The organism is Streptomyces sp. CB02959, assembly GCF_002803155.1.
Taxonomy (GTDB): domain Bacteria; phylum Actinomycetota; class Actinomycetes; order Streptomycetales; family Streptomycetaceae; genus Streptomyces.
Genome location: NZ_NNBP01000018.1, coordinates 26581 through 43187, shown reverse-complemented (window position 1 = coordinate 43187; position 16607 = coordinate 26581). Strand labels below are relative to the sequence as shown.

Here is a 16607-nt window from a genome sequence, read left to right as displayed (position 1 = left end):
GTGCAAGTGAGTTGATCAAGGTAGCCGATCCGAAAGGCGAAGCGTGGCCAAGAAGCAAGGTGCCATCGAGATCGAGGGCACCGTGATCGAGTCTCTGCCGAACGCAATGTTCAAGGTAGAGCTCCAGAACGGTCACAAGGTCCTCGCGCACATCAGCGGCAAGATGCGGATGCACTACATCCGTATCCTCCCGGATGACCGGGTCGTCGTGGAGCTCTCTCCCTACGACCTGACGCGTGGCCGTATCGTCTACCGGTACAAGTAGATCTTGCCGAAGCCCCGCTCCCGTGGGGCAGCGGCACTGACCCGGAGAACCTCACATCCCATGAAGGTCAAGCCGAGCGTCAAGAAGATCTGCGACAAGTGCAAGGTGATCCGCCGCCACGGCCGGGTCATGGTCATCTGCGACAACCTGCGCCACAAGCAGCGCCAGGGCTGACGCACGCCGACCAACCTGCATTTCGCAGTTTTCGCGCGACGCAAGCACAACACGTACATACGCAGTCACCCGACCCCCGCATCTGTCGCGTGGGGACGACACCCTCGGCTCGGAGGCCGGGGACCCGGCTCGTAATTCTGCAGAGTCTTACGGGAACGGTGCTGCGGAAGACCTCCGAATAGCCATCAGGAGCCACATCAATGGCACGCCTCGCAGGCGTTGACCTCCCGCGCGAAAAGCGTGTGGAGGTCGCCCTCACCTACGTCTTCGGTATCGGGCGGACGCTCTCGCAGCAGACCCTCGCCGCCACCGGCGTGGACCCGAACACCCGGGTTCGCGACCTGGCCGAGGAAGACCTGGTCAAGATCCGCGAGTACGTGGACAACAACCTCAAGACCGAGGGTGACCTCCGTCGCGAGATCCAGGCCGACATCCGCCGCAAGGTCGAGATCGGCTGCTACCAGGGTCTGCGTCACCGCCGCGGCCTGCCGGTGCACGGTCAGCGCACCAGCACGAACGCCCGTACCCGCAAGGGTCCGCGTCGCGCGATCGCCGGCAAGAAGAAGCCGGGCAAGAAGTAGTCCTCAGCAGGACCACGTCAGCGGTCTTCGCTGTAGGACCGACCACCTCCACGGGAGATATTGAATGCCTCCGAAGGGCCGTACGGCCGGCGCCAAGAAGGTGCGCCGCAAGGAGAAGAAGAACGTCGCCCACGGGCACGCTCACATCAAGAGCACGTTCAACAACACGATCGTTTCGATCACCGACCCGACCGGGAACGTGATCTCTTGGGCCTCCGCCGGCCATGTCGGCTTCAAGGGCTCGCGCAAGTCGACTCCCTTCGCCGCGCAGATGGCCGCCGAGTCGGCTGCCCGTCGCGCGCAGGAGCACGGCATGCGCAAGGTCGACGTCTTCGTCAAGGGTCCGGGCTCCGGCCGTGAGACCGCGATCCGCTCCCTCCAGGCCACCGGCCTCGAGGTGGGTTCGATCCAGGACGTCACCCCCACCCCGCACAACGGATGCCGCCCGCCCAAGCGTCGCCGCGTCTGACCCACTGAAGTAGGAGACAACTAGACAATGGCGCGTTACACCGGGGCCGACTGCAAGCGTTGCCGTCGGGAGAAGCAGAAGCTCTTCCTCAAGGGGAGCAAGTGCGAGAGCGCGAAGTGCCCGATCGAGATCCGTCCTTACCCCCCGGGTGAGCACGGTCGCGGGCGCACCAAGGACAGCGAGTACCTGCTCCAGCTTCGTGAGAAGCAGAAGTGCAGCCGTATCTACGGTGTCCTTGAGAAGCAGTTCGTGAACTACTACAAGGAAGCGAACCAGAAGACCGGCAAGACCGGTGAGAACCTTCTGCGCATCCTTGAGACCCGCCTCGACAACGTGGTCTACCGGGCCGGCTTCGCCAAGTCCCGCGACCACGCCCGTCAGCTGGTGCGTCACGGACACATCCAGGTCAACGGCCGCAAGACCGACATCCCGTCGTCCCGCGTGGCCGTGAACGACATCATCGAGGTCCGCACGGGCTCCAAGACCCTGACCCCCTTCGAGGTGGCCAAGGCGGAGGCCGGCGAGAAGACCGTCCCGGCGTGGCTGGAGGCGATCCCCTCGCAGCTGCGGATCCTCGTGCACAGCCTGCCCGAGCGCCAGGTGATCGACACCCAGGTGCAGGAGCAGCTGATCGTCGAGCTCTACTCCAAGTAAGAGCTCAGCGGATTGGTCCGGGCGGTACGGAGCCTTTGGCGTCGTACCGCCCGTACCCTTTGAAGTACAGCGGGCGTCAAATAGCGGGCGTCCACGACTGAAGGAAAGACACCATGCTGATTGCTCAGCGTCCCTCGTTGACCGAAGAGGTCGTCGACGAGTACCGCTCCCGGTTCGTGATCGAGCCGCTGGAGCCGGGCTTCGGTTACACCCTCGGCAACTCCCTGCGCCGGACCCTGCTCTCCTCGATCCCGGGTGCGGCGGTCACGTCCATCCGCATCGACGGCGTGCTGCACGAGTTCACCACCGTGCCCGGCGTCAAGGAAGACGTCACCGACCTGATCCTCAACATCAAGCAGCTGGTCGTCTCCTCGGAGCACGACGAGCCGGTCGTGATGTACCTGCGCAAGCAGGGTCCGGGTCTGGTCACCGCCGCCGACATCGCGCCGCCGGCCGGTGTCGAGGTGCACAACCCCGACCTGGTCCTGGCCACGCTGAACGGCAAGGGCAAGCTGGAGATGGAGCTGACCGTCGAGCGCGGTCGCGGCTACGTCTCCGCCGTGCAGAACAAGCAGGTCGGCCAGGAGATCGGCCGGATCCCGGTCGACTCCATCTACAGCCCCGTGCTGAAGGTCACCTACAAGGTCGAGGCGACCCGTGTCGAGCAGCGCACCGACTTCGACAAGCTGATCGTCGACGTCGAGACCAAGCAGGCGATGCGTCCGCGTGACGCCATGGCCTCGGCCGGCAAGACCCTGGTGGAGCTGTTCGGTCTCGCCCGCGAGCTGAACATCGACGCCGAGGGCATCGACATGGGCCCGTCCCCGACGGACGCCGCACTCGCCGCCGACCTGGCGCTGCCGATCGAGGAGCTGGAGCTCACGGTCCGCTCCTACAACTGCCTCAAGCGTGAGGGCATCCACTCCGTGGGTGAGCTCGTGGCGCGCTCCGAGGCCGACCTCCTCGACATCCGCAACTTCGGTGCGAAGTCGATCGACGAGGTCAAGGCGAAGCTGGCCGGCATGGGCCTGGCGCTCAAGGACAGCCCGCCCGGATTCGACCCGACCGCCGCCGCCGACGCCTTCGGTGCCGACGACGACGCGGACGCCGGGTTCGTGGAGACCGAGCAGTACTAAGAGCTCGGGATCCGCTGTTCGATCCTGGCCGCGGACCGGCCCTGGGCCGGTCCGCGGTTCTCCGCGTCCCTTCTGGGGGCGCGGGCCCTCCTGGCCCCGCAAGGGGTCCGGATTTCCGACAGGCGACCGCCTGCTCGGATACTGACTCCGGTACCTGATACGGCCGGGGCAGACGTTGAGGAGAAACACCATGCCGAAGCCCACCAAGGGTGCCCGTCTGGGCGGCAGCGCTTCGCACGAGAAGGCGCTCCTGCGCAACCTGGCGACCAGCCTCTTCGAGCACGGCCGCATCACGACGACCGAGGCCAAGGCCCGTCGTCTGCGCCCGTTCGCGGAGCGCCTGGTGACCAAGGCGAAGAAGGGTGACCTTCACAACCGCCGCCAGGTCATGGAGCTGATCACGAACAAGAGCGTCGTGCACACGCTCTTCACCGAGATCGCGCCGCGGTTCTCGGAGCGTCCGGGTGGCTACACCCGTATCACCAAGATCGGCAACCGCCGCGGTGACAACGCGCCCATGGCCGTCATCGAGCTGGTCGAGGGTGAGATCGCCAAGAAGGCGACCGTCGCCGAGGCCGAGGCCGCGACCAAGCGCGCGGTCAAGGAGTCCGAGGCTGCCGCCGAGGCTCCGGCCGAGGAGTCGAAGGACGCCTGAGTCCGTCGCTGAGCGGTGAGCGGGTCCGTCCCCTTGGGGGCGGGCCCGCTTTCGTCTGCGCTGGGCCTGAGAGGATTGCTGGTGTGAGTGACGAAGTGGAGCCCGGTTTCGTCCGGGTGCGGCTGGACCTGTCGTACGACGGCGCGGAGTTCTCCGGGTGGGCCAAGCAGCGTGAACGGCGCACGGTCCAGGGTGAGTTGGAGGACGCGATCCGGACCGTGACGCGGTCGGGGGAGACGTACGAGCTCACCGTCGCGGGGCGGACGGATGCTGGGGTGCACGCCCGTGGGCAGGTGGCGCACGTGGACCTGCCGGCGGAGCTGTGGGCCGAGCATCACGACAAGCTGCTGCGGCGGCTGGCCGGGCGGCTGTCCAAGGACGTCCGGGTCTGGCGGATCTCCGAGGCGCCGTACGGCTTCAACGCGCGGTTCTCGGCGATCTGGCGGCGGTACGCGTACCGGGTCACCGATCACCACGGCGGTGTCGATCCGCTGCTGCGCGGACACGTGCTGTGGCACGACTGGGACCTGGACGTGGAGGCGATGAACGCCGCCTCGCGGCCGCTGCTGGGGGAGCACGACTTCGCGGCGTACTGCAAGCGGCGGGACGGTGCGACCACCATCCGCACGCTGCAGGAGCTGAGCTGGGAGCGGGACGCGGCCGGGATCATCACGGCGACGGTGCGGGCGGACGCGTTCTGTCACAACATGGTGCGGTCGCTGGTGGGGGCGCTGCTGTTCGTGGGCGACGGGCACCGGCCGGTGGACTGGCCGGGGAAGGTGCTGGCCGCCGGGGTGCGGGACTCCGCCGTCCATGTCGTCCGGCCGCACGGGCTGACGCTGGAGGAGGTCGGGTACCCGGCCGACGAGCTGCTGATGGCCCGGAACAAGGAAGCGCGCAACAAGCGGTCGCTGCCGTCGGGCGACGGCTGCTGCTGAGGCGGTGCCGGCCCCGGGCCGCGCGGTCGGGGGCGGGCACCACCGGGCCGGTCAGGAGGTCTGGCCGGCCCTCCGCTGGGCTTCCTTGAGCTGCTGCTCGGCGGCCTTGGCGGCCTGGTCCTTGCCGCGCTGGGCGATCTGGGTGAAGGCGTAGGCGCCGCCGTCCCGGCCGATCTGCTGGGCCGGGGTCGCGCCGCCGGCGACGTCCTTGCCGTTGGTGAGGCCGGCGATGGTGAAGTACGCGTAGCGGCCGGTGGCGTTGGTGGTCATCAGGCACTTGCTGCCCTGGCAGAAGTCGGCCGGGACGCCGCCGCCGGACAGCGGCATGAGGTTGGGCTTGTTCTCGTTCATCACCGCGGCGGCCTTGGCGGGCGAGTCGAAGACCGCGACGCCGATGGTGACCGCGACCCCGCCCTGGGAGTAGGTGGCGCGCAGCAGCTGCTTGCAGCCGTTGTGGCTGAGCGAGGAGACCAGGGCTCCCTGGGCGCCGGCGGTGCAGTCCGCGGTGCTGTCGGTGCTGGTCTGGGCGTAGCTGTGCTCGCCGACGACCATGCTCTTCTGCGGGAAGAGGGTGGCGGGGGTGAGCGGCGCGGTGTCCTTCTTGGGGTCGGAGATGTAGTCCTGCGGGTTGGGCGGGGGCGGGACCGAGACGTCGGGGAAGGACGGCTTGTCGTCCGGGAGGGCGGACTGCCCGGAGGTGCTGGGGTGGGCCGAGGGGTTGTCGTTGGAGGAGCTGTTGCTGTTCATCACGGCGGCGGCGACGATGCCGGCGACCGCGAGCACGGCGACCGCGCCACCGCCGATCACCATCCAGCGCTTGCGGCGGGAACGTGCCTGGCTCTCGTCGGCCAGTGCCTCCCAGTTCGGAGTGGAACCCCCCGGGCCGTCGAACGGCCCCCCTTGCCCAAAGCTCATGCCGCGCATCCTAATGGGCGGAGCCTGCGGTGTGGCGGGGGGAGCGGATCCCGTCGGGGCCGGTGCGGAACCGTGATCGTCGGTGCGGTGGCGGGGACGCGCCCGCACGCCTGTCCGGGGCGCGTTTTGACCCGTACGGGGTTGGGTCAGTATCCTGCTGGTTCGTTATGCGTATGGGCTTGCTCTATCTCACGTGAGGGGCCTTACGCCGGCTAGCCGAGTCGCTGACCAGCGGTGGACGATCGGGTTGCGTCGCCCGTAGTGCCACCTCACTGTGTGAGCAGTCGCGGTGCCAGTACAGGACCCTTCCCCGTGGTCCCATGGACCTGGGGATACCCCAACTCACGAAGCGAAGGCTAAGACGTGCGTACGTTCAGCCCCAAGCCCGGCGATGTTCAGCGCCAGTGGCACATCATTGACGCGCAGGACGTCGTCCTGGGCCGTCTGGCCAGCCAGACTGCATCCCTCCTCCGGGGTAAGCACAAGCCGGTTTACGCCCCTCACGTTGACACCGGTGACTTCGTCATCATCATCAACGCCGACAAGGTGCACCTCTCCGGCAACAAGCGCACCCAGAAGATGGCCTACCGCCACTCCGGCTACCCGGGTGGTCTGCGCTCCGTCCGTTACGACGAGCTGCTGGCCAAGAACCCCGAGAAGGCCGTCGAGAAGGCCATCAAGGGCATGCTCCCCAAGAACACCCTCGGCCGTCAGATGCTCTCGAAGCTGAAGGTCTACGCGGGCGCCGAGCACCCGCACGCTGCGCAGCAGCCGGTCCCGTTCGAGATCACCCAGGTCGCGCAGTAAGTCCGGCCACCCCCTAAGACGACAGAGAATTCTTAAGGAGCATCGTGGCTGAGACCACCCCCGAGACCCCGCTGGACGAGGTTGAGGTCGAGGAGTACACCACCGAGACCGAGGTTCCGCTGGAGGGTGAGTACACCTCCGAGTCCCTCGCGTCCCGCTTCGGCGAGCCGCAGCCGGCCGCCGGCCTGGGCCGTCGCAAGAACGCCATCGCCCGCGTCCGGATCGTCCCGGGCACCGGCCAGTGGAAGATCAACGGCCGCACCCTTGAGGGCTACTTCCCCAACAAGGTGCACCAGCAGGAAGTCAACGAGCCCTTCAAGGTGCTCGAGCTGGACAACCGCTACGACGTCATCGCCCGCATCTCCGGCGGCGGCATCTCCGGCCAGGCCGGTGCGCTGCGCCTGGGCGTGGCCCGTGCGCTGAACGAGGCGGACGTGGACGCGAACCGTCCCGCCCTGAAGAAGGCCGGGTTCCTCAAGCGTGACGACCGTGCGGTCGAGCGCAAGAAGGCCGGTCTCAAGAAGGCCCGCAAGGCTCCGCAGTACAGCAAGCGCTAATCGCGCGCTGCACGCAGGCAGCCCTTGTCGAACGCCCCGGTGGCACTTCCGTGCTGCCGGGGCGTTCGGCTTTCGGGGACCGGCGGCGTATACCTGGAATCCAAGCCCCGGTCACAGCTCATCTACTTCGGAGGACACCAGTGGCACGACTCTTCGGCACAGACGGTGTGCGCGGCGTCGCCAACGCGGACTTGACGGCGGAGCTGGCGCTCGGCCTGTCGGTCGCGGCGGCTCACGTGCTGGCCGAGGCGGGGACGTTCGAAGGACACCGGCCGGTGGCCGTGGTCGGACGCGATCCGCGGGCGTCGGGGGAGTTCCTGGAGGCTGCGGTGGTCGCCGGCCTGGCCAGTGCCGGTGTGGACGTGCTCCGGGTGGGCGTGCTGCCGACCCCGGCGGTGGCCTACCTGACCGGGGCGCTCGGCGCCGACCTGGGTGTGATGCTGTCCGCCAGCCACAACCCGATGCCCGACAACGGCATCAAGTTCTTCGCCCGCGGCGGGCACAAGCTCGCCGACGAGCTGGAGGACCGGATCGAGGAGACCTACCGCGGGCACAGCGCCGGTGAGCCGTGGGAGCGGCCGACCGGTGCCGGCGTGGGCCGGGTCACCGACTACGACGAGGGCTTCGACAAGTACGTCGCGCACCTGGTCGGCGTGCTGCCCAACCGCCTGGACGGGCTGACCATCGTCATCGACGGGGCGCACGGTGCGGCCGCCCGGGTCTCGCCGGAGGCGTTCGCGCGGGCCGGTGCCGAGGTCGTCACCATCGGCACCGAGCCGGACGGGCTGAACATCAACGACGGCTGCGGCTCCACGCACCTCGAAAAGCTCCGGGCCGCCGTCGTCGAGCACGGCGCCGCCCTGGGTGTCGCCCACGACGGCGACGCGGACCGCTGCCTGGCCGTGGACCACGCCGGCAACGAGGTCGACGGCGACCAGATCCTGGCCGTCCTGGCGCTCGGGATGCGCGAGGCCGGGACGCTGCGCAAGAACACCGTCGTCGCCACCGTCATGTCCAACCTGGGCTTCAAGCTGGCGATGGAGCGCGAGGGCATCGGCTTCGTGCAGACCGGGGTCGGCGACCGGTACGTCCTGGAGGAGATGAAGGCGCACGGCTACGCGCTGGGCGGCGAGCAGTCCGGGCACGTCATCGTGCTGGACCACGCCACGACCGGTGACGGGACGCTCACCGGTCTGATGCTGGCGGCCCGGGTCGCGGCGACCGGCCGGTCGCTGGCCGAGCTGGCGGGCGTGATGGAGCGGCTGCCGCAGATCCTCATCAACGTCCCCGACGTCGACAAGGCGCGGGTGGGCAGCTCCGCCGAGGTGGCCTCGGCGGTCGCCGAGGCGGAGCGGGAGCTGGGCGCGACCGGGCGGGTGCTGCTGCGGCCCTCCGGCACCGAGCCGCTGGTCCGGGTGATGGTCGAGGCGGCCGACATCGAGCAGGCGCGGGCGGTCGCGCAGCGGCTCGCCGACGCGGTCAAGTCCGCGCTGGGCTAACGGAGTCCACGGCGGCGGGGCCGCCCGTGGACGGCAGTGCGACTGCCGTCCGGGGCGGCCCCGCCGCGGTGTCTAGAGCTTCCGCAGCGACAGCCGCTGCACCTTGTGGTCCGGGCCCTTGCGGAGGACCAGGTTGGCGCGGCCGCGGTTGGGGGCCACGTTCTGCTCCAGGTTGGGCCGGTTGATGGTGCGCCACATCGTGCGGGCGTAGTCCAGTGCCTCCTCCTCGGAGACCTGGGTGTACTTGCGGAAGTACGAGGACGGGTCCTGGAAGGCGGTCTCGCGCAGCTTGCGGAACCGGCTGAGGTACCAGCGCTCGATGTCCTCGGTGCGGGCGTCCACGTAGACCGAGAAGTCGAAGAAGTCGGCGAGGCCCAGCCGGGTGCGGCCGTCCTTGCCGGGCAGGGCCGGCTGGAGGACGTTGAGGCCCTCGACGATGAGGATGTCGGGGCGGTGCACGGTCAGCTGCTCGCCGGGCACGATGTCGTAGATCAGGTGCGAGTAGACGGGCGCGGTGACCTTCGCCTTGCCGGACTTCACGTCCGCGACGAAGCGGGTCAGCGCCCGGCGGTCGTAGGACTCCGGGAAGCCCTTGCGGGACATCAGCCCGCGGCGGTGGAGTTCGGCGTTGGGGAAGAGGAAGCCGTCGGTGGTGACCCGCTCGACGCGCGGGTGCTCGGGCCAGCGGGCCAGCAGCGCCTTGAGGAGCCGGGCGGTGGTGGACTTGCCGACCGCGACGCTGCCCGCGACGCCTATGACGAACGGGGTGCCGGGCTGGGAGCCGTGGCCGTTGCCGGTGTCGTCGAGGAAGGTGTTGAGGGCGCCGCGCAGGTTGCTGGTGGCGCCGACGTAGAGGTTGAGCAGCCGGGAGAGCGGGAGGTAGACGTCGCGGACCTCGTCGAGGTCGATGACGTCGCCCAGGCCGCGGAGCCGTTCGACCTCCTCGGCGGTGAGCGGCAGCGGGGTCTTCTCCCGTAGGGCGCTCCACTCGGCGCGCGTCAGGTCGACGTACGGCGAACTGTCGGAGCGGCGTCGTTGCTGCGGATCCGTCGTCAGGGGCACGGGGTCATTCTCCGGGGTGGGTGCGGGCGGTCCGCGGCGGGGTGGCGGTGCGGCGGCCGGGTCCGGCCGGACCTGCGCCTCTGTACCCCGCGGGGCGGTGCCCGGTACGGTCGGTGACCGGGGGCGGCGCCAGGGGTGCGCCGTGTGGACACAGGGGGGTGGCGTGCGAGCACGCCTGGTGGAACTGCTGCGCGGGCGGGCCGGGGAACGGCGCCTCCGGGCGGCGGGCGCGCGGTCCGCGGCGGACGGCTTCGAGGCCCGGGTCCACGCCGAACTCGCCGAGGAGCTGCCCGACGAGGACCTCGGGGAGGACCTGGCGGACTTCCTGGACCGCTACGAGCCGGGCGCCGACCCGGAGGCCGACGAGGAACTCCTCGAACGGGTCCGGGAGGCGCGGGACCGGATAGCTCGCGGGTATTGAGAAGGCCCCGGCGTAGGCTGCCCCCATGTGCGGAATCGTGGGATACGTGGGCGGGCAGAGTGCCCTTGATGTCGTGCTGGCCGGGCTGAGGCGGTTGGAGTACCGCGGCTACGACTCGGCCGGGGTCGCGGTGCTGGCGGACGGCGGGCTGGCGGCGGCCAAGAAGGCCGGCAAGCTGGCCAATCTGGAGAAGGAGTTGGCCGACCGGCCGCTGCCCACGGGCACGGTGGGGATCGGCCACACCCGCTGGGCGACGCACGGCGGCCCGACGGACGGCAACGCCCACCCGCACCTGGACAACGCCGGCCGGGTCAGCGTCGTCCACAACGGCATCATCGAGAACTTCGCCGCGCTGCGCGCCGAACTCGCCGAGCGGGGCCACGCGTTGGCCTCCGAGACGGACACCGAGGTGGTCGCGCACCTGCTGGCCGAGGAGTACTCCTCGTGCGGGGAGCTGGCCGAGGCGATGCGGCAGGTGTGCCGGCGGCTGGAGGGGGCGTTCACCCTCGTCGCGGTGCACGCCGACGCGCCGGACGTGGTCGTCGGGGCGCGCCGCAACTCCCCGCTGGTGGTGGGCATCGGCGAGGACGAGGCGTTCCTGGCCTCGGACGTGGCGGCGTTCATCGCGTACACCCGGGAGGCCGTCGAGCTGGGCCAGGACCAGGTCGTGGAGCTGCGCCGGGAGGGGGTGACGGTCACCGACTTCGACGGGGCGCCCGCGCAGGTGCGGTCGTACCACGTGGACTGGGACGTCTCGGCCGCCGAGAAGGGCGGCTACGACTACTTCATGCTCAAGGAGATCGCCGAGCAGCCGAAGGCGGTCGCGGACACCCTGCTGGGCCGGGTCGACGCGGCCGGGGTGCTGTCGCTGGACGAGGTGCGGATCCCGCCGGCGGTGCTGCGGGAGGTCTCCAAGGTCGTCATCGTGGCGTGCGGGACCGCCTACCACGCCGGGATGATCGCCAAGTACGCCATCGAGCACTGGACGCGGATCCCCTGCGAGGCCGAGCTGGCCAGCGAGTTCCGCTACCGGGACCCGATCCTGGACCACCGCACGCTGGTGATCGCCATCAGCCAGTCCGGCGAGACCATGGACACCCTGATGGCGCTGCGGCACGCCCGCGAGCAGGGCGCGCGGGTGCTGGCCATCTGCAACACCAACGGGTCGACGATCCCCCGCGAGTCGGACGCGGTGCTGTACACGCACGCCGGTCCGGAGGTCGCGGTGGCGTCCACCAAGGCGTTCCTGACCCAGCTGGTTGCGGTCTACCTGGTCGCGCTGTACCTCGGGCAGGTCCGCGGGACCAAGTGGGGCGACGAGATCCGGGACGTGGTGCGCGAACTGGCGGCCATCGGCACGCAGGTGCAGCAGGTGCTGGGCACCATGGAGCCGGTGCGCGAGCTGGCCCGTTCGCTGGCGGACAAGAACACCGTGCTGTTCCTGGGGCGGCACGTCGGCTACCCGGTCGCGCTGGAGGGCGCGCTCAAGCTCAAGGAGCTGGCGTACATGCACGCCGAGGGCTTCGCGGCGGGCGAGCTCAAGCACGGCCCGATCGCGCTCATCGAGGAGGACCTGCCGGTGGTCGTGGTCGTCCCCTCGCCGCGCGGCCGGTCCGTCCTCCACGACAAGATCGTCTCCAACATCCAGGAGATCCGGGCCCGGGGCGCCCGCACCATCGTGATCGCCGAGGAGGGCGACGAGACGGTGGTGCCGTACGCCGACCACCTCGTGCGGATCCCGCGCACTCCGGTGCTGCTGCAGCCGCTGGTGTCCTCCGTACCGCTCCAGGTGTTCGCGTGCGAGCTGGCGACCGCCCGGGGCAACGAGGTCGACCAGCCGCGCAACCTCGCCAAGTCGGTCACGGTGGAGTGAGCTGGTGATCATCGGGGTTGGGATCGACGTGGCGGAGATCGACCGGTTCGACGCGGCGCTGCGGCGGACGCCGGAGCTGGCGCACCGGCTGTTCAGCGAGACGGAGTTGAACCTGTCGAGCGGTGAACGGAGGGGGATCGCCTCCTTGGCGGCCCGGTTCGCCGCCAAGGAGGCGGTGGCCAAGGCGCTGGGCGCGCCGGGCGGTCTGCGCTGGACGGACGCCGAGGTGTACGTCGAGGACACCGGGCAGCCGCGGCTGCGGGTCCGCGGCACGGTCGCGGCCCGCGCCGCGGAACTCGGCGTGCGGTCCTGGCACGTGTCGCTCAGTCACGATGCCGGGGTCGCCTCGGCGGTGGTGGTCGCGGAGGGGTAGCCGCCCCGGCGTCCCCGCGCGGCGGCCGGGTGCTGAGCCGGTGTCATCCGGTGTACGGGCGGCCCGCGGAGGGCGTGCGCTCCCGCTCCCGCCGCGCCCCGGTGTGACACTGGCCGCATGAGGACTGCCTACAGCGTGAAGACCGTGCGGGCCGCCGAGCAGGAGCTGATGGCCCGGTTGCCCGAGGGGGCCCTGATGCAGCGGGCGGCGGCCGGACTGGCCGTCGCCTGCGCGGAGTTGCTGGGCCGGGTGTACGGCTCCCGGGTGGTGCTGCTGGTGGGCAGCGGCGACAACGGCGGGGACGCGCTGTACGCCGGTGCCCGGCTGGCGCGCCGCGGCGCCGGGGTGGCCGCGGTGCTGCTCGCGCCCGAGCGGGCCCACGCCGGCGGCCTGGCGGCGCTGCGCGCGGCCGGCGGCCGGGTGTCGGCCGACCCGCTCCGCGACCTCGGGCGGACCGATCTGGTGATGGACGGCATCGTCGGCATCGGCGGCCGCGGCGGGCTGCGCCCGGAGGCCGCCCGGCTCGCCCGCGCGGCCCGGGACGCGGCGATCGTGGTGGCGGTCGACCTGCCGAGCGGGGTGGACGCGGACACCGGCGAGGTGCCCGGCGACGCCGTACGGGCGGACGCGACCGTCACGTTCGGCGCGTACAAGCCGGGGCTGCTGATCGATCCGGCGCGCGAGCGGGCCGGGGCGCTCCGGCTGGTCGACATCGGCCTGCGCCCGCCGGCCACCGCCGTCGTGGAGGCACTCCAGCACGCGGACGTGGCGGAGCTGTTGCCGCGGCCGGCCGCGGAGAGCGACAAGTACCGGCGGGGCGTGGTCGGGGTGGTCGCCGGGTCGGCGCGCTATCCGGGGGCGGCGGTGCTGGCGGTGGCCGGCGCGCTGCGGGGCGGCGCCGGGGCGGTGCGGTACGTGGGGCCGGCGGTGGACGCGGTGCTGGCGCGGTTCCCGGAGACGCTGGTGCACACCGGTCCGCCGGGGAAGGCCGGCCGGGTCCAGTCGTGGGTGATCGGGCCGGGGATCGGCGACGAGGCGGGGGCGCTGGACGAGGTGCTGGCGGCGGACGTCCCGGTGCTGGTGGACGCGGACGGGCTGCGTTTCCTGACGCCCGATCAGGTGCGGCGGCGGGCGGCCGGGACCCTGCTGACGCCGCACGCCGGGGAGGCGGCGGCGCTGCTGGGGCGCGGGCGCGCGGAGGTCGAGGCGGCGCGGCTGGAGTCGGTGCGGGAGTTGGCGGGGCGGTACGGGGCGACGGTGCTGCTGAAGGGTTCGACGACGGTGGTGGCTGATCCGGACGCAAGCGTTCCGGTACGGGTCAATCCCACCGGGACGGGCTGGCTGGCGACGGCCGGCAGCGGGGACGTGCTCTCCGGCCTGACCGGGGCGCTGCTGGCCGCGGGCCTCGCCCCGCGCGACGCGGGCTCGGTGGGCGCCTATCTGCACGGCCTCGCGGGGCGGCGGGCGGCCGGGCGGCACGGGGAGCCGATCGTGGCGTCGGACGTGGCGGGTGCGTTGGGGGCGGCCTGGGAGAACGTGCTGTCCTGACGGCCTGTGCGGGGGCCGCGGCGGCGGCCGGAACGCCCCCGCGGCGGGCCCGCCGGCCCCCGCGGGGACCGGCGGAATGCGAAGCCACCCCGACCACAACGTGGGAACGCGGTCGGCGCGGCGCCTCGCCTGCGACACTGAGGGGGATGAACGAGACAGCGATGCGAGCCCGTGCCGTCATTGACCTCGCCGCCGTGCGGGCGAACGTCCGTGCGCTGCGGAAGCGTGCCCCAGGGGCGCAGCTGATGGCCGTCGTCAAGTCCGATGCCTACGGACACGGCGCGGTCCGCTGCGGCCGCGCCGCCCGTGAGGCCGGCGCGCCCTGGTTGGGCGCGGCGCTGCCCGAGGAGGCGCTGGCACTGCGCGCGGCCGGTGACACCGGCCGGCTGCTGTGCTGGCTGTGGACGCCGGGCGGGCCCTGGGGCAGAGCGATCGAGCAGGACGTAGACGTCTCGGTGAGCGGCATGTGGGCGCTCCGGGAGGTGGTGGCCGCGGCGCGCGGCGTCGGGCGTGCCGCGCGGGTGCACCTCAAGATCGACACCGGTCTCGGCCGCAACGGCTGCCCGCCCGAGGAGTGGACCGAGCTGACCACCGCGGCCCGCGCCGCCGAGGCCGAGGGCGTGCTCACGGTCGCCGGTGTCTGGTCGCACTTCGCCTGCGCCGACGAGCCAGGGCACCCGTCGATCGCCGCCCAGCTGGCGGAGTTCCACCGGGCGCTGGCGGTCGCCGAGGCGGCCGGGCTGCGCCCGGAGGTGCGGCACCTCGCCAACACCCCGGCGCTGCTCACCCTCCCCGAGGCCCACTTCGACCTGGTCCGCACCGGCATCGGCGTCTACGGCGTCTCGCCCAGCCCCGAGCTCGGCACGCCGGAGGACTTCGGGCTGCGGCCGGCGATGACGCTGGAGGCGTCGCTGGCGTCGGTCAAGCGGGTGCCGGCCGGGCACGGGGTGTCGTACGGGCACCACTACACGACGCCGGGGGAGACGACCCTGGCGCTGGTCCCGCTGGGGTACGCCGACGGGGTCCCGCGGCACGCCTCGGGCGCCGGACCGGTGCTGGTCGCCGGGAAGTGGCGGACGGTCGCGGGGCGCATCGCGATGGACCAGTTCGTGGTCGACCTGGGCGGGGACCGCGCCGAGGCCGGTGCGCCGGCGGTGCTGTTCGGGCCCGGGGACCGCGGCGAGCCGAGCGCGGAGGACTGGGCGCGGGCGGCCGGGACGATCGGCTACGAGATCGTCACGCGGATCGGGAAGCGGGTACCGCGGGTCTATGTGGACAGCGAGGTGCCGGCGCAGGCCGGGGACCGGAGCGAGGGCGACACGGCGCTGACGGGGGGCGTGGCATGACCGACGGTACGGAGGTCGCCGCGCAGGCGGTCGAGACGGCCGCGGAGGCGGCGGGCAACTGGGCCAAGGCGGGGCGCCAGGCGGGCTTCGCGGGCCTGGCGATCGGTGTGGTCGCGGCGGGCGCGGCGGCCGGGGTGGCCATAGAGCGGCTGACGGTCGGCCGCGGGATGCGCCGCCGGGCCCGGCTGGCGCTGGACGCGGAGGGCCCGTACGGCACGCTGCGCGGCACCTCGGGAGCGGCGATCGCCGAGGACGGGACCGAGCTGTACTACGAGGTCGACGAGGTCGTGGACGGCCCGGCGGCCAAGGGCCCCAAGGGCGGCCGGGCCGGCAAGGAGGTCCGGGCCGCCCAGGAGGCCCGGAGCGGGCTGCATAAGCGGCTGAGGGCGGCCCTGGGGCGGCGGTCCCCGGCGCCCACGGTCGTCTTCAGCCACGGGTACTGCCTGAGCCAGGACTCCTGGCACTTCCAGCGCGCCGCGCTGCGCGGCGCGGTCCGCACCGTCCACTGGGACCAGCGCAGCCACGGCCGTTCGGCGCGCGGCCACGGGCAGATCGACGGGACCGAACCGGTCACCATCGACCTGCTGGGCCGGGACCTGAAGGCGGTGCTGGACGCCACGGTGCCCGAGGGGCCGATCGTGCTGATCGGGCACTCCATGGGCGGGATGACGGTGATGGCGCTGGCCGACCAGTTCCCCGAGTACGTGGCGGAGCGGGTGGTCGGTGTGGCGCTGATCGGGACGTCGGCGGGCCGGCTGAGCGAGGTGGGCTTCGGGCTGCCGTCGATGGGCTCGAAGGCGTTCCACTGGCTGGCGCCGGGGGTGCTCAAGGCGCTGGGGCGGCAGAGCGAGATCGTCGAGCGGGGCCGGCGGGCCACCGCCGATCTGTTCGCGGGCCTGATCAAGCGCTATTCGTTCGGCACCCAGGACGTGGATCCGGCGATCGCGCGGTTCGGGGAGCGGCTGATCGAGGCGACCCCGATCGATGTGGTCGCCGAGTTCTTCCCGGCGTTCGCGGTGCATGACAAGACCGAGGCGCTGGTGGCGTACGACGCGGTGCCCGCGCTGGTGCTCGCCGGGGAGGAGGACCTGATCACCCCGGCCGAGCACAGCCGGACCATCGCGGAGGTGCTGCCCGACGCCGAGCTGGTGTGCGTTCCGGACGCCGGGCACCTGGTGATGCTGGAGCGGCCCGAGCTGGTCAACGACCACCTGGTGGGGCTGGTGGAGCGGGCGAGCGCGGCGGCCCGCCGGTCGCGTACCGCGCGGGCCTGAGCCCGGCCCGCGGCGGCGGTCCCGGGCCCGGCGCGGGACCGCCGCCCCGTCCGGGCCGTA

Annotated in this window: 19 protein-coding genes; 17 read left to right on the top strand and 2 right to left on the bottom strand. The window is 71.7% G+C overall.

All coding sequences use genetic code 11. From position 1 onward, the window contains the following. Window positions 1-43: 43 nt before the first annotated feature. From infA to truA, 8 genes are all read left to right on the top strand, one after another. Window positions 44-265, top strand: a complete 222-nt coding sequence (infA, locus tag CG747_RS26800; protein ID WP_003956442.1) for a translation initiation factor IF-1 — start codon at window positions 44-46, stop codon at window positions 263-265. 60 nt (window positions 266-325) lie between these two features. After that, on the top strand, window positions 326-439 hold the full coding sequence (gene rpmJ / locus CG747_RS26795) for a 50S ribosomal protein L36 (RefSeq protein ID WP_003956441.1): 114 nt from the start codon (window positions 326-328) through the stop codon (window positions 437-439). 200 nt (window positions 440-639) lie between these two features. Then, the gene (gene rpsM, locus CG747_RS26790) at window positions 640-1020 is read left to right on the top strand and encodes a 30S ribosomal protein S13 (protein ID WP_100604412.1); all 381 of its coding nucleotides are present in this window, start codon (window positions 640-642) and stop codon (window positions 1018-1020) included. Window positions 1021-1084: 64 nt separating this feature from the next. Next, window positions 1085-1489 carry a 30S ribosomal protein S11 gene (gene rpsK, locus CG747_RS26785; RefSeq protein ID WP_004571845.1) on the top strand — a complete coding sequence of 135 codons (405 nt, stop codon included), beginning with the start codon at window positions 1085-1087 and terminating at the stop codon, window positions 1487-1489. A 27-nt stretch (window positions 1490-1516) separates the two neighbouring features. Next, on the top strand, window positions 1517-2143 hold the full coding sequence (rpsD, locus tag CG747_RS26780) for a 30S ribosomal protein S4 (RefSeq protein WP_100604411.1): 627 nt from the start codon (window positions 1517-1519) through the stop codon (window positions 2141-2143). A 113-nt stretch (window positions 2144-2256) separates the two neighbouring features. Beyond that, on the top strand, window positions 2257-3279 hold the full coding sequence (locus CG747_RS26775) for a DNA-directed RNA polymerase subunit alpha (protein ID WP_003956430.1): 1023 nt from the start codon (window positions 2257-2259) through the stop codon (window positions 3277-3279). A gap of 190 nt (window positions 3280-3469) precedes the next feature. After that, a complete protein-coding gene (rplQ, locus tag CG747_RS26770) occupies window positions 3470-3934 on the top strand; it encodes a 50S ribosomal protein L17 (protein WP_100604410.1) in 465 nt (154 codons plus the stop codon). Between the two features lie 83 nt (window positions 3935-4017). Further along, on the top strand, window positions 4018-4872 hold the full coding sequence (gene truA / locus CG747_RS26765; protein WP_100604409.1) for a tRNA pseudouridine(38-40) synthase TruA: 855 nt from the start codon (window positions 4018-4020) through the stop codon (window positions 4870-4872). A 51-nt stretch (window positions 4873-4923) separates the two neighbouring features. On the opposite strand, the gene CG747_RS26760 is transcribed toward truA, so the two are convergent. Beyond that, window positions 4924-5787: a hypothetical protein gene (locus CG747_RS26760; protein ID WP_100604408.1), complete on the bottom strand. Its 864-nt coding sequence runs from the start codon at window positions 5785-5787 to the stop codon at window positions 4924-4926. Between the two features lie 363 nt (window positions 5788-6150). On the opposite strand from CG747_RS26760, the gene rplM reads away from it, so the two are divergent. From rplM to glmM, 3 genes are all read left to right on the top strand, one after another. After that, window positions 6151-6594, top strand: coding sequence for a 50S ribosomal protein L13 (rplM, locus tag CG747_RS26755; RefSeq protein WP_100604407.1), 444 nt, complete (start codon window positions 6151-6153; stop codon window positions 6592-6594). A 44-nt stretch (window positions 6595-6638) separates the two neighbouring features. Next, window positions 6639-7151 carry a 30S ribosomal protein S9 gene (gene rpsI / locus CG747_RS26750; protein WP_100604406.1) on the top strand — a complete coding sequence of 171 codons (513 nt, stop codon included), beginning with the start codon at window positions 6639-6641 and terminating at the stop codon, window positions 7149-7151. A gap of 140 nt (window positions 7152-7291) precedes the next feature. Continuing rightward, the gene (glmM, locus tag CG747_RS26745) at window positions 7292-8650 is read left to right on the top strand and encodes a phosphoglucosamine mutase (RefSeq protein ID WP_100604405.1); all 1359 of its coding nucleotides are present in this window, start codon (window positions 7292-7294) and stop codon (window positions 8648-8650) included. Window positions 8651-8722: 72 nt separating this feature from the next. Here glmM and coaA read toward each other — a convergent pair whose 3' ends face one another. After that, on the bottom strand, window positions 8723-9712 hold the full coding sequence (gene coaA / locus CG747_RS26740; RefSeq protein WP_100604404.1) for a type I pantothenate kinase: 990 nt from the start codon (window positions 9710-9712) through the stop codon (window positions 8723-8725). A 163-nt stretch (window positions 9713-9875) separates the two neighbouring features. Between coaA and CG747_RS26735 the strand changes: the two genes are divergently transcribed. The 6 genes from CG747_RS26735 (at window position 9876) to CG747_RS26710 (ending at window position 16547) form a co-directional block, all read left to right on the top strand. Further along, window positions 9876-10133 (top strand): hypothetical protein, encoded by a 258-nt coding sequence (locus CG747_RS26735; protein ID WP_100604403.1) that lies wholly within the window; start codon window positions 9876-9878, stop codon window positions 10131-10133. A gap of 25 nt (window positions 10134-10158) precedes the next feature. Next, entirely contained in the window at window positions 10159-12006 is a 1848-nt protein-coding gene (gene glmS / locus CG747_RS26730) for a glutamine--fructose-6-phosphate transaminase (isomerizing) (RefSeq protein WP_100604402.1), read from the top strand. 1 nt (window position 12007) lies between these two features. Then, a complete protein-coding gene (locus CG747_RS26725) occupies window positions 12008-12379 on the top strand; it encodes a holo-ACP synthase (protein WP_100604401.1) in 372 nt (123 codons plus the stop codon). A gap of 117 nt (window positions 12380-12496) precedes the next feature. Further along, window positions 12497-13927 (top strand): NAD(P)H-hydrate dehydratase, encoded by a 1431-nt coding sequence (locus tag CG747_RS26720; protein ID WP_100604400.1) that lies wholly within the window; start codon window positions 12497-12499, stop codon window positions 13925-13927. Window positions 13928-14073: 146 nt separating this feature from the next. Next, window positions 14074-15273, top strand: a complete 1200-nt coding sequence (alr, locus tag CG747_RS26715) for an alanine racemase (protein ID WP_100604399.1) — start codon at window positions 14074-14076, stop codon at window positions 15271-15273. Beyond that, window positions 15270-16547 (top strand): alpha/beta fold hydrolase, encoded by a 1278-nt coding sequence (locus CG747_RS26710; protein WP_100604398.1) that lies wholly within the window; start codon window positions 15270-15272, stop codon window positions 16545-16547. Before alr ends, CG747_RS26710 begins: the two co-directional genes overlap by 4 nt. Window positions 16548-16607: the final 60 nt, after the last annotated feature.

Bases quoted from the DNA above. Each gene is read 5' to 3' on its own strand.
- CG747_RS26775 (WP_003956430.1), top strand. From the start codon at position 2,257: ATGCTGATTGCTCAGCGTCCCTCGTTGACCGAAGAGGTCGTCGACGAG.
- rpmJ (WP_003956441.1), top strand. From the start codon at position 326: ATGAAGGTCAAGCCGAGCGTCAAGAAGATCTGCGACAAGTGCAAGGTG.
- rpsK (WP_004571845.1), top strand. From the start codon at position 1,085: ATGCCTCCGAAGGGCCGTACGGCCGGCGCCAAGAAGGTGCGCCGCAAG.
- CG747_RS26760 (WP_100604408.1), bottom strand. From the start codon at position 5,787: ATGAGCTTTGGGCAAGGGGGGCCGTTCGACGGCCCGGGGGGTTCCACT.
- CG747_RS26710 (WP_100604398.1), top strand. From the start codon at position 15,270: ATGACCGACGGTACGGAGGTCGCCGCGCAGGCGGTCGAGACGGCCGCG.
- rpsD (WP_100604411.1), top strand. From the start codon at position 1,517: ATGGCGCGTTACACCGGGGCCGACTGCAAGCGTTGCCGTCGGGAGAAG.
- rplQ (WP_100604410.1), top strand. From the start codon at position 3,470: ATGCCGAAGCCCACCAAGGGTGCCCGTCTGGGCGGCAGCGCTTCGCAC.
- rpsM (WP_100604412.1), top strand. From the start codon at position 640: ATGGCACGCCTCGCAGGCGTTGACCTCCCGCGCGAAAAGCGTGTGGAG.
- alr (WP_100604399.1), top strand. From the start codon at position 14,074: ATGAACGAGACAGCGATGCGAGCCCGTGCCGTCATTGACCTCGCCGCC.
- glmS (WP_100604402.1), top strand. From the start codon at position 10,159: ATGTGCGGAATCGTGGGATACGTGGGCGGGCAGAGTGCCCTTGATGTC.
- CG747_RS26720 (WP_100604400.1), top strand. From the start codon at position 12,497: ATGAGGACTGCCTACAGCGTGAAGACCGTGCGGGCCGCCGAGCAGGAG.